Here is a 12159-nt window from a genome sequence, read left to right on the forward strand (position 1 = left end):
GGAGAGCGGCTCATGATACTGAGTAAATACAAAACACAGGCGGGGATGGTTATCGCTCCCCTGCTCATAGGGCTGCTGGCCTTCAGCGCCCCGGCGCAAGCCCAGCCCCAGGGCGAAGCGGTCCTCATCAAACGCGAATCACAGCTGCGCGACGCGCCCGGCGACTCGGCCCGCAGCCTGGCACCGCTTCCCGTCCAGACCTCGGTCACACGGCTCAGCGAACGCCAGGGCGCCTGGATCAAGGTACGCATGGCCGACGGCACCAGCGGCTGGGTCCATATGTTCGACATCACCTCGGCCAGCGCCCCCTCGGGCGGCGCTGCCGGCGGCGCGCTGCGCAGCCTCTCGAGCTTTTTCAACAAGGGCAGCGCGCAAGCGCCCTCCAGCACGGTGTCCACCTCCACCGTCGGCATACGCGGCCTGGGCGCCGAAGACCTGGCCAATGCGCAGCCCAACCTCGCGGCCGTGGCGCAGGCCGACGCCAACCGCGTGAATGCCGCGCAGGCCCGCCAGTTCGCCGGCAGTGCCTCATTGAACAGCCGCCAGGTCGACCCGCTGCCCACGCCGGCCCCACCACCGGCCGCCTCGCCCAGCGGCGCAGCAACCGAACAGTTCAGCCGCTGAGACATAAAACACACAAGAGACAAGAGGCATCGCCATGAATCTTCACCACTTTCCCAAGCCGGCGCGCCAGGCGGCCTGTGCCCTGGCCCTGCTGGCTGGCCTGCTGCCCTTGGGCGCCCAGGCCCAGGACGCCGGCAAGGCGCTGGGCGGCCTGTTCCAGTCGCTGATACGCCCCAACCAGCCCGCGCAGCCGGCGCCGGCGCAACCCAACACCGCCTCGGGCCTGGCCGGCGCGCTGCTGGGCGCCGGCCTCACGCCGGGCGGCCAGCAGGCCGCCCAGGGCGGCGACCTGTTCAAGCTGTTGTCGCAGTCGCTGGACCAGATCGACGAGCCGCGCGAAATCCAGATCGGCCAGCAGCTGGCCGCCGTGCTGCTGGGCAGCAAGCCGCTTTATCCCGACGTGGCCCTGCAGCGTTACATCAACCAGCTGGGCCGCTGGATCAGCCTGCAGTCCTCGCGCCCCGACCTGCCCTGGACCTTCGCCATCCTCGACGACCCCGGCTTCAATGCCTTCGCCACGCCGGGCGGTTATGTCTTCGTCACCAAGGGCCTGATAGACCGCGTGGCCGACGAGGGCGAGCTGGCCGGCATCCTGGCCCACGAGATCACCCACGTCACCGCCAAGCACCACCTGATTGCCTTGAACAAAAGCGCGCGCGCCGGCCTGCTGACCCAGGTCATAGGCTCGCAGCTCAAGAACGACCTGGGCGGCATGGTGTCCCAGCAGCTGCTGGCGCTGGGCCGCAATATGTACACCAAGGGCCTGGACCAGCAGGATGAGTTCGACGCCGACCGCAGCGGTGTGGCCCTGGCCACACGCGCCGGTTTCGATCCCTACGGCCTGGTCGCGGTGCTGCAGCAATTGCGCACCGCCGCGCCCGACGACGCGCTGTTCGCGCTCTCGCTGAGCACGCACCCGCCGGCACAGACCCGCCTGAACCAGCTCGAGCTGGCCATGGGCACGCGCCTCGACGCCTATGCCGGCCAGCCGGCCGTCACGGTGGCGCAGCGCCTGGGCGCCGCGAATCGCCGGCCCAGTGCCCAGGCACCCGCCGCGGGAAAAGCCCCGGCCAAGAAGTAGTACACAACTCCGGCCCTGGTTCAGGGACGGGCTGAAGGGCGGTATGGGATTCTGGAGCTGGCTGGGTCAAGCACGAAAAAAGGACAAGGAAGGGCCCGCCACGGCTGTACAGGCACCGTCCCCCGCCGGCAAGCCTAGCTCCACCGACTTGAAAAAGCAGGGCAACGCGCTGCTGGCCAGGGGCCAGCTGCATGAAGCCGGTTTGTGTTACCGCGCCGCGACCATGGCCGACCCGCAAGACGCCGCCGCCTTCGTCAACCTCGGTTACGTGCTGTGCGAACAAGGCCAGGGCCGGCAAGCGCAGCAGGCGCTGGAACAGGCGCTGAAAGTAGACCCCTCCCAGTTCGACGCCCATTTCATGCTGGCGACACTGGCGCAGGACCAGGGCGACATGGGCCGGGCGAGCGCTCACCTTCGGGAGGTGCTGCGGCTGCAGCCGGGCTTCGACTTCATGACCCATGTGTCCTATGAGGGCCAGTACGACAAAACGATCGCGCGCTACCGGGCCATCCTGGACATAGACCCCGGCAATGCCCCGGCGCACTGGGGCCTGGGTTTCGCCAGCCTGCTGCTGGGCGACTACGAACGGGGCTGGACCGAATGGGAGTGGCGCGCCAAAGTGAGCCACGGCAGCCACGACCGCCATTTTGCCCAGCCGCTGTGGCTGGGAGCAGAACCGGTCGCGGGAAAAACCGTGCTGCTCCACGCGGAATACGGCTACGGCGACACCTTGCAGTTCTGCCGCTACGCGGCCGACGTTGCCTCGCGGGGCGCGCATGTGGTGCTGCAGGTGCAGCGCGGCCTGGGTGATGTACTGTCCGGCCTGGCCGCCGACGCGCGCATTGTGGAAGACGGCCAGCCGCTGCCGCCCTTCGACCTTCACTGCCCCTTGATGAGCCTTCCTCTGGCGCTGGGCCTGCATACCCGGGAAATCGTGACCCTGCCCACACCCTACCTGCGGGCCGACCCCGGGCGCATCGAGCATTGGCGCAAACGCATGGATGGCTTGGGCATGCCGGCCCCGCGCATAGGCATCGTCTGCTCCGGCAACCCCGCGCACCGGCGCGACCAGCAGCGCTCCATCGCGCTGGGCCAGTTTTTGCGCGCCCTGCCGGACGGCATGCGGGCGGTGTGCCTGCAGCCCGACCTGCGCGAAGCCGACGCGGCGGCGCTCGAGGCCGACGGCCGCGTCAGCTTCCTGGGCCGGGAATTGGCAAATTTCGCGGACACCGCCGCGCTCATCTCCACGCTGGACCTGGTCATCGCCGTGGACACCAGCACCGCGCACCTGGCCGGAGCCATGGGCAAACCGGTCTGGATTCTGCTGCCGCATGCGCCGGACTGGCGCTGGCTGCTCCAGCGCGAGGACAGCCCCTGGTACCCCAGCGCGCGCCTGTTCAGGCAGGAAAAAGCCGATGACTGGAGCGCGCCCCTGGCCAGGGTCAGGGAAGCATTGACTCAAATGCGCGAAGGATCCACGGCAGAGATCAACTCGCTGAAAATTGCTTGAGCAATTCGATTCCGAAGGGCCAATCCCCAAGACCGCTTTGCGAATTGAGGTGCCCGCGCGGCCCGACCTCGACATAGCGGCCTCCCCAAGCCTTCGAACAGGAGCGGGCATACGACGCACTCCCGTAGGGATCGTCCGTGCTGGCGACGACAGTGCAGGGGAACTCCAGCTTTTTGAGTGGCACGGGTGAGAAGGCGATCGCTGAAGAAGCTGGAAAGGCCGCCGAGGCAGGGTCAGGTACGGCGACCAACATGGCGCCCCTGATTTTCTTTCCTTCCCGGGCCGCCCAGTGAATGACCGCCAGGCAACCCAGGCTGTGCGCCACGATGAGGGTGTCAGGCCCAAGCGACGCGATATGCCGGCTGATGGCCGATACCCAGTCATCGCAGACAACGTAATCCCAATTCTTGACTTGCAGTCGATGCCACTCAGGACCCCGCGCCTGCCAAAGGCTCTGCCAGTGTGAAGGACCTGAATTCCCAATGCCGGGCACGATCAGAACAGGAGACATCATTTCTTGACCACCTATAAAAAAGAGGTCCAGTCTAAAAATGAATGAGAATCCGCACCATGGAGAGTTCGAGGAATTGGGTGCGTCCATTCTTTAAATCATTTGAATTTTCAATCCCATGCAAATGAAATCAAAGCAGGCCGATCTTGACAAGCTCGACTGGAAAATTCTCGAGGCATTGCAGCTCAATGCGCGCATCACGAACACCGATCTCGGAATGCAGGTCGGCTTGTCACAGCCGGCCGTCACCGCACGCATCCGGCGCCTTGAAGAAGCGGGCGTGATCGAAGGATATGGGGCGAAGATCAACCTTCGCCAGGCAGGCTACCCGACCTCGGCCGTTATCCGCATACGCACCACGCACGCTCAAATTCCACTCTGCCTGCAGGCTTTTGCGGCCATGCCGGAGGTCATTGATGCACACCGGATCACCGGGGAAGACTGCTTCGTCGTGCGCGTGGTGGCCTCGGAAATGCCGGATCTGGAGCATACGATTGACGCGCTCGCGAAGCTTGGCGCTGTGTCGACGGCCGTCGTGCTGGCGAGCTACCCGGCGAAGATAGTCCGTGCGCCTAAAACTTGATCGGATTCCTACGGATTGAAGGCAGGACGGCGCGGCTAACGCCCTCTTGTGAAAACAAAGATGCCGGCGATCACCAGCACCGTCCCCGCCGCCACCCAGGCGGTAAACGGCTCGCCCAGGATCAGCACGCCCATCAGGATGGTGGACATGGGGCCCACCATGCCGGTCTGCGCGGCCATGCCCGCGCCTATGCGCTCAATCGCCATCATCACCATGAGCACGGGCGCCGCGGTGCACAGCGTGGCGTTGAGCACCGACAGCCAGATCACCTCGGGCGCCACGGCGGCGGCGCTCAAAGGCCGCAGCAGCACGAACTGCAGCAGGCAGCACAGGCACGCCACCGTCGTGGCCAGTCCCACCAGGCGCAGCGAGCCCAGGCGCCTGACCATCTCGCCGCTGTAGACCAGGTAGAGCGCATAACTGACCGCGCTCAGGAACACCAGCAGCGCGCCCCAGGCCGCGTCCGCGCCCTGCAAGGTGATCTCGTGGCCGAACACCAGCACCACGCCGCAGTAGCTGATGGCCATGCCTATCAGCTGCGGCGCGCTGACGCGGCGTTTGTACATGACCAGGCCCAGCAACAGCACCAGGGTCGGGTTGAGGTACAGGATCAGCCGCTCCAGCGAGGCGCTGATATAGGCCAGGCCAGCAAAGTCCAGGAAGCTCGCGAGGTAATAGCCCGTGAAACCCAGCCACAGCACGCCCAGCCAGTCCTTGCGCGTGAGCGGCGCCTTGCCGCGGCTGGCCCACCAGGCCATCACGGCGAAGATGGGCAGCGCAAACAGCATGCGGTACATGATCAGCGTGACCGCGTCCACGCCGTAGCGGTAGGCCAGCTTGACGATGATGGCCTTGCCGCTGAAGGCGATGGCGCCGAAGGTGGCCAGCAGCAGGCCGGGCGCGAGGCTTTTGGCGGCGGTGTGGGGTGGGCTGCTCAAAACGGTCGCTTAAAAACCCACGGCCTGGCCGTCGCGCCGCGCATCGCTGGCCGCCACATAACCTTCGGTCTTGGGGTTGCCGGCGCGCCAGATGAACTGGCCGGCGCCGAAGTCCTGGTAGGAGTCGTTGATGACTTCCACGCGGTGGCCGCGTTCCGTCAGGCCCTGCACGGTACGCACGTCCATCGCAGCCTCGACATTGATCTCCATGCCCGCGTTGTAGCGCCAGCGCGGCGCGTCGCAGGCGGCCTGCGGGTTCTGGCCGTAATCCAGCATGCGCACCAGCGTCTGCATATGGCCCTGCGGCTGCATGTTGGCGCCCATCACGCCGTAACTCATCACCGGCTGGCCGTCCTTGCTCAGGAAGGCCGGGATGATGGTGTGGAAAGGCCTCTTGCCCGGCGCGACCTGGTTGGCGCCCGGCTGCAGGCTGAAGCCGTGGCCGCGGTTTTGCAGGCTGATGCCGAACTCCGGCTCCACGCAGCCCGAGCCGAAGCCCATGTAGTTGCTCTGGATGAAGCTCACCATCATGCCGTCCTCGTCGGCCGCCGTGAGGTAAATCGTGCCGCCCTTGACCGGGTTGCCCGCGCCAAAGTCCTGTGCTTTTTTCATGTCTATGAGTTTGGCACGGGATGCGAGGTAGGCGTCATCGAGCATTTGCTCGGCCGTCACCGCCATTGACGAAGGCTCGGCCACATACTTGTAGACGTCGGCGAAGGCCAGCTTCATGGCCTCGATCTGCAAATGCTGGGAATCCACGCCGTCCACCGCCAGGCCCGCCACATCGAACTTGTCCAGGATGCCCAGCGCGATCAGCGCGGCAATGCCCTGGCCGTTGGGCGGGATCTCGTGCAGGGTGTAGCCCCGGTAGTCCTTGGCGATGGGCTTGACCCATTCGGGCTGGTAGCTTTCGAAATCTTTCGCCGTGATGCTGCCGCCGTTTTGCGCGGAGAACTTTTCAATCGCGCCGGCAATGGCGCCGCCGTAGTAGGCCGCGCCCCTGGTCTCGGCGATGGCGCGCAAGGCCTTTGCCGCGGCCTTGAACTGGAACAGCTCGCCGACATTCGGCGCGCGGCCCCAGGGCAGGAAGGACTGCGCAAAGCCGGGCTGCGACTTCAGCTCGGCGGTCGCGGCCGCCCACTTCTGCTGCACCACGGTGGGCAGCAGGTAGCCGCGCTCCGCGATCTCGATGGCCGGCTCCATGAGGTCGGCGAAAGGCTGCTTGCCGAAACGCTCGCTCATCGCCACCCAGCTCGCGACCGCGCCCGGCACGGTCACGGCATCCAGGCCGCGCTTGGGCGGCGCGGCCGCGTCCGCGCCGTATTTGCGCTTGAAGTAGTCCGGCGTCCAGCTTTGCGGCGCACGGCCTGAACCGTTGAGGCCGTGCAGCTCCTTGCCGTCCCACAGGATGCAGAAGGCGTCGCTGCCCAGGCCGTTGCTCACGGGCTCGACGATGGCCATGGCGGCCGCGGCCGCGATCGCGGCGTCCACCGCATTGCCGCCCTTGAGCATCATGCGCAGCCCGGCCTGCGCGCCCAGCGGGTGCGAAGTCGAGACGACGTTGCGCGCGAACAGCGGCAGGCGGGTGGAGGTATAGGGGTTGCTGAAATTGAAGTTCATGATTGGGCTGGCTGTTCAAGGTGAGAAATTCATATCCGCAGATGACGCAGATGAACACAGATAAAGACAAACGCGGCGCGCGGCCTGGTTTTTCATCTGCGTTCATCTGCGTAAATCTGCGGATGAACCAATCTCTGGGGATAAATCAATCAGCCGTGATTTTCCGCTCGGCAATGATTTTTTTCCACTTCGCGGTATCGGCCCTGACCATGGCCGCGAAAGCCGCCGGGCTGCCGCCCGTGGGCTCCGCGCCCAGCCGGGCGAAACGGTCTTTCACGTCGGCATCGGCCAGCGCGGCGTTGACGGCCTGGTTGACCTTGCCCACCAGGTCTGAGGGCATGCCCTTGGGGCCGTACAGGCCGAACCAGGTGACCGACTCGAAGCCCGGCAGGGTTTCCGCCACCGTCGGCAGCTCGGGCGCGAGCGACGTGCGCTTGAGCGTGGTGACCGCGAGCACGCGCAGCTTGCCGTCCCGCACATGGGGCATGCCGGTCACGAAGGAGTCGAAGAGCACGTCGACCTTGCCGCTGATCAGATCCGGCATGGCCAGCGCCGTGCCGCGGTAGGGAATGTGCAGGATGAAGGTGCCCGACTGGGCCTTGAAGTACTCGCTGGTCAGGTGAACGATGGTGCCGTTGCCGCTGGAGGCATAGTTCAGCCGCCCCGGGTTCTTGCGCGCATGGTCTATGAACTCCCGCATGTTTTTCGACGGCGAGGAATTGGGCACCAGCACCACGTTGGGCGAGCTCGCCACATAGGCGATGGGTGTGAAATCGGTCTCGGCGTTGTAGGGAATTTTCGGGTTGATGGCCGGGCCTATGCTGTGCGTGCTCGAGGTGGCCAGCAGCAAGGTGTAGCCGTCCGCCGGCGACTTCGAGGCGGTGTCCGCGCCTATGGTGCCGCCCGCGCCCGGCCGGTTGTCGACGATCACCGACTGGCCGATTTTTTCGCCCAGCTTTTGCGACAGCGCGCGCGCCAGGATGTCGGTCGCGCCGCCCGCCGGGAAAGGCACGATCATGCGGATCGGCTTGGAGGGATAGCTCTGGGCCAGGGCGGGGCCCGTCAAAATCACGGAAAAAGCTGCCGAAAAAACCGCCGCCAGGTGAATGATATGTTTACGTTTCATTTCACCATTGTGCAACGTTTTTTCGGGCCGACTACGTTCCAAAAGGGCAAAACAAAAGGCACCCAAGGTGCCTTTTGTACCGAATGGGGCCGAGGCCCCGGGGTTCGCGATCAGTCCTCGACGAAGGCCTCTTCGCGCTTGTTCTTGACCGAGGGCAGCAGCACGATGATCAGGAGCAGCAAGGCGGCGCCCAGCAGGCCGGCCGACAGCGGACGCGTGACGAACACGCTCCAGTCGCCGCGCGACAGCAGCAGGGCCCGGCGCAGGTTTTCCTCCATCATGGGGCCCAGGATGAAGCCCAGCAGCAGCGGCGCGGGTTCGCAGCCCAGCTTGACGAAAAGGTAGCCGATCACACCGAAGATGCCGACCATCCAGACGTCGAAGGTGTTGTTGTTGGTCGAGTACACGCCGATCGCGCAGAACAGCACAATGGCCGGGAACAGGTAGCGGTAAGGCACGGTCAGCAGCTTGATCCACATGCCGATCAGCGGCAGGTTCAGGATGATCAGCATGGCATTGCCGATCCACATCGAGGCGATCAGGCCCCAGAACAGTTCGGGGTTGCTGGTCATGACCTGCGGGCCGGGCTGGATGTTGTGGATCGTCATCGCGCCCACCATCAGGGCCATCACGGCGTTGGGCGGAATGCCCAGCGTCAGCAGCGGAATGAAGGAGGTCTGCGCGCCGGCGTTGTTGGCCGACTCGGGCGCGGCCACGCCGCGGATATTGCCCTGGCCGAAAGGCACTTCGCCCTTTTTCATGCGGATCTTCTTTTCCAGCGCGTAGGCCGCGAAGGCCGCCAGCAAGGCGCCGCCGCCGGGCAGGATACCCAGCGCCGAGCCCAGGAAGGTGCCGCGCAGCACGGCCGGCGTCATGTCCTTGAAATCCTGCTTGGTCGGGAAGAGGCCGGACACCTTGGCGGTGAACACCTCGCGCTCATGCTCGGGCTGTGCCAGGTTGCTGATGATTTCACCGTAGCCGAACACGCCCATGGCAATGGTCACAAAGCCGATGCCGTCGGTCAGTTCGGGAACGTCGAAGCTGAAACGCGCGACGCCGGAGTTCACGTCGGTGCCCACCAGGCCCAGCAGCAGGCCCATCACGATCATCGCGATCGCCTTGAGCAGCGAGCCCGAGGCCAGCACCACGGCGCCGATCAGGCCCAGCACCATCAGCGCGAAGTATTCGGCGGGGCCGAACTTGAAGGCCAGCTCGGTCAGCGGCGGCGCGAAAGCCGCCAGGATCAGCGTGCCCACGCAGCCGGCGAAGAAGGACCCCAGCCCGGCCGCGGCCAGCGCGGGCCCGGCCCGCCCTTTTCGCGCCATCTGGTAGCCGTCAATACAGGTCACCACGGACGAGGACTCGCCCGGCAGGTTCACCAGGATGGCGGTGGTGGAGCCGCCGTACTGGGCGCCGTAGTAAATACCGGCCAGCATGATCAGCGCCGAAACGGGCGGCAGGGCGTAGGTCGCCGGCAGCAGCATGGCGATGGTGGCCACAGGGCCGATGCCGGGCAGCACGCCGATCAGGGTGCCCAGCAGGCAGCCGATAAAGGCATACACCAGGTTGATGGGCGTGAACGCCACGCCAAAACCCAGCGAGAGATTTGCAATCAGATCCATTTTTGATATCTCCTTAGCCGATGAAGAAAGGCCACACCGGGAACTGCAGCTTGAGCAGGACAACAAAGGCGAGGTAGCTGCCGACGGCCAACACGGTCGCAAGGATGAAGGTGTTTTTCACTTTCCAGCCGTCTTCGGCCATGCTGGAAATAAAGGTCAGCGCGTAGATGGCCACGATCATGCCCATGGGAGGCAGCTTGATGCTGGGCAGGCCGCCCAGCAACACGCCGAAGACCAGGTTGGCCAGGATGATGAAGGCCAGCGGCTTCCAGGCCCACTTGCCTATCTTGTCGCCGCCCACGGCTTCCACCACCAGCGCCTTGAAGGTGATGGCCGCGCCCAGGATGGCCATCAGCACGCCCAGCATCAGCGGAAAGTAGCCCGGGCCCATGCGGGCGCCCTCGCCCACGTTGTAGGTCGTAGCCCCCCATGCGAACGCCACGCCGACGCCCATGAACATGAGGCCGGAGAAAAAGTCTTTTTGACTCTTGATATTCACGGCTGTCTCCTCAATACATACATAAAAGTAAAAGAAAGAATCGCTGGATTGTGCATTCAATCCCCCTGCCCCGACATGTGGCTTTCACTTACCTTTCGTTTATCTTTGGCTTACCCCTCACTTACAGGAAGGCCGGGCGCCGTGAAAAGCCGTGAAAACCCTCGGTATCGCCCTCTCCAACATGTGTTTACGGCCGGAACAGGGGCCTTGTTAAGGCCGCGGGCGCGCCCTCAAGACAGGGGCGGCGTGGAGGCCAGGATTTCCTCGATGGTCGTCAGGCCCTCGGCCACTTTCAGCGCGCCGGCCAGCCGAAGCGGGCGCATACCTTCGCTGACCGCCTGGCGCCGCAGCGCGTCGATATTCGGCTCCTTGGATACCTTTTCCTTGAAGCCCTCGGTGACCGTGAGCAATTCATACAGCCCCATGCGCCCGCAGAAACCCGTCATGCGGCAGTCCACGCAGCCCACCGGTTTGTAGGGCCGGTAGCCGCCGCTGATCTGCCAGGGTTTGACCAGCTCGGCCAGGGTCTCGCGCGCGGCGTCCTCGTCGGGTTCGCGGCAGCTGGGGCACAGGGTGCGCACCAGCCGCTGGGCCAGCACGCCCAGCATGGTGGCATTGATCAGGTAGGACGGCACACCCAGCTCCATCATGCGCGAGACCGCCGAGGGCGCGTCGTTGGTGTGCAGCGTGCTGAAGACCAGGTGGCCCGTGAGCGCCGCCTGCACCGCCATCTCGGCGGTCTGCAGGTCGCGGATTTCGCCCACCATGATGATGTCCGGGTCCTGCCGCATCAGCGCGCGCAGGCCTTCGGGGAAATCAAAGTCCAGGTGCGCCTGCACCTGCGTCTGGTTGAAAGAGGCCTCGATCATTTCGATCGGGTCCTCGATGGTGCTGACGTTGACCTCCTCGGTGGCCAGGCGCTTGAGCGTGGAATACAGGGTGGTGGTCTTGCCGGAGCCGGTCGGCCCGGTGACCAGGATGATGCCGTGGGGCCGCTTGACCAGGGCCTCCCAGCGGTCGCCGTCGTGCTGCGAAAAGCCCAGCGCGTCCAGGTTCTTGACCGTGGTGTCCGGGTCGAAAATCCGCATCACCATTTTTTCGCCGAAGGCCGTGGGCAGCGTCGACAGGCGCATTTCGATCTCGTCGCCGCGCGGGTTGCGCGTCTTGATGCGGCCGTCCTGCGGGCGGCGTTTTTCCACCACGTCCATGCGGCCCAGCAGCTTGATGCGCGCCGTCATCGCGTTGTGCACGCCCATGGGCAGCTGGTACACCGGGTGCAGCACACCGTCGATGCGAAAACGGATCACGCCCTGTTCGCGGCGCGGCTCCAGGTGGATGTCGCTGGCGCGCTGGTCGAAAGCGTATTGCCAGAGCCAGTCCACCACCTGCACCACGCCCTGGTCGTTGGCGTCCAGCTGCTTGTTGCTCTTGTTGAGCTCCACCAGTTGTTCAAAACTCGCCGAACCCGAGGCGCTGCCCGACTTGACCGCGGCCTTGACCGATTTGGCCAGTGCGAAAAACTCGGCCGTGAACTTGGTGATGTCCAGCGGGCTGGAGACCACCAGGCGCACGCTGCGCTTGGCCTGGCGCTCGACTTCCTGCACCCAGTCGGTGATGAAGGGCTCGGAGGTGGCGATCACCACCTCGCTGGGCGTGACCTGCACCGGCAGCACCTTGTGGCGCTCGGCATACATGGCCGACATGGTCTCGGCCACCTTGCCCACGTCGACCTTGAGCGGGTCTATGCGCAGGTAGCCCAGGCCCGCCCGGCCCGCCAGCCACTGCGACATGGTTTCGATGTCCAGCGGCTTGCCGTCGGCCAGCCGCGTCATGCCCACGCTGGCCAGCCGCATCAGCGGCGGCTGCGCGCTCTGCACCTGCGAGCAGCGGGCGATGGTGCGCTGCGCCTCGGTGGCGCTGATCACGCCGTCCTCGCCCAGCCACTCCACCAGGATGCGCCAGTCCAGCGGGCCGGCGTGGCCTTTTTTCGCATGCGCTTCACGATGGGGCTTGGGATGGGTCACGGCGCTCATGGGTGGCACTGT

At 65.2% G+C, this 12159-nt stretch carries 11 protein-coding genes; 4 read left to right on the top strand and 7 right to left on the bottom strand.

Annotated elements, in window-relative coordinates; translation table 11 throughout:
• Positions 1-45: 45 nt before the first annotated feature.
• The 3 genes from ACEN9P_RS04900 (at position 46) to ACEN9P_RS04910 (ending at position 3215) form a co-directional block, all read left to right on the top strand.
• A complete protein-coding gene (locus tag ACEN9P_RS04900; RefSeq protein WP_495621258.1) occupies positions 46-624 on the top strand; it encodes an SH3 domain-containing protein in 579 nt (192 codons plus the stop codon).
• A gap of 34 nt (positions 625-658) precedes the next feature.
• The gene (locus tag ACEN9P_RS04905) at positions 659-1705 is read left to right on the top strand and encodes a M48 family metalloprotease (RefSeq protein ID WP_495621259.1); all 1047 of its coding nucleotides are present in this window, start codon (positions 659-661) and stop codon (positions 1703-1705) included.
• A 148-nt stretch (positions 1706-1853) separates the two neighbouring features.
• Positions 1854-3215, top strand: coding sequence for a tetratricopeptide repeat protein (locus tag ACEN9P_RS04910; protein WP_495621260.1), 1362 nt, complete (start codon positions 1854-1856; stop codon positions 3213-3215).
• On the opposite strand, the gene ACEN9P_RS04915 is transcribed toward ACEN9P_RS04910, so the two are convergent.
• Positions 3193-3816, bottom strand: a complete 624-nt coding sequence (locus ACEN9P_RS04915) for an RBBP9/YdeN family alpha/beta hydrolase (RefSeq protein ID WP_495621261.1) — start codon at positions 3814-3816, stop codon at positions 3193-3195. The two genes, ACEN9P_RS04910 and ACEN9P_RS04915, sit on opposite strands and share 23 nt — an antisense overlap.
• Before the next feature lie 34 nt (positions 3817-3850).
• Here ACEN9P_RS04915 and ACEN9P_RS04920 point away from each other — a divergent pair, with 34 nt between their 5' ends.
• Entirely contained in the window at positions 3851-4309 is a 459-nt protein-coding gene (locus tag ACEN9P_RS04920; RefSeq protein ID WP_477661303.1) for an Lrp/AsnC family transcriptional regulator, read from the top strand.
• Between the two features lie 35 nt (positions 4310-4344).
• On the opposite strand, the gene ACEN9P_RS04925 is transcribed toward ACEN9P_RS04920, so the two are convergent.
• The 6 genes from ACEN9P_RS04925 to tfpB form a co-directional block, all read right to left on the bottom strand.
• The gene (locus ACEN9P_RS04925; RefSeq protein ID WP_495621262.1) at positions 4345-5247 is read right to left on the bottom strand and encodes a DMT family transporter; all 903 of its coding nucleotides are present in this window, start codon (positions 5245-5247) and stop codon (positions 4345-4347) included.
• 9 nt (positions 5248-5256) lie between these two features.
• Positions 5257-6867, bottom strand: a complete 1611-nt coding sequence (locus tag ACEN9P_RS04930; RefSeq protein WP_495621263.1) for a gamma-glutamyltransferase family protein — start codon at positions 6865-6867, stop codon at positions 5257-5259.
• Between the two features lie 145 nt (positions 6868-7012).
• The gene (locus ACEN9P_RS04935; RefSeq protein WP_495621264.1) at positions 7013-7993 is read right to left on the bottom strand and encodes a Bug family tripartite tricarboxylate transporter substrate binding protein; all 981 of its coding nucleotides are present in this window, start codon (positions 7991-7993) and stop codon (positions 7013-7015) included.
• Between the two features lie 110 nt (positions 7994-8103).
• Entirely contained in the window at positions 8104-9615 is a 1512-nt protein-coding gene (locus tag ACEN9P_RS04940) for a tripartite tricarboxylate transporter permease (RefSeq protein WP_413330946.1), read from the bottom strand.
• A 13-nt stretch (positions 9616-9628) separates the two neighbouring features.
• Entirely contained in the window at positions 9629-10114 is a 486-nt protein-coding gene (locus ACEN9P_RS04945; RefSeq protein ID WP_495621265.1) for a tripartite tricarboxylate transporter TctB family protein, read from the bottom strand.
• Positions 10115-10344: 230 nt separating this feature from the next.
• Positions 10345-12147, bottom strand: a complete 1803-nt coding sequence (gene tfpB, locus ACEN9P_RS04950) for a type IV pilus assembly ATPase TfpB (protein ID WP_495621266.1) — start codon at positions 12145-12147, stop codon at positions 10345-10347.
• Positions 12148-12159: the final 12 nt, after the last annotated feature.

The sequence above is a fragment of the Polaromonas sp. Polasp52 genome (genome assembly GCF_059491565.1).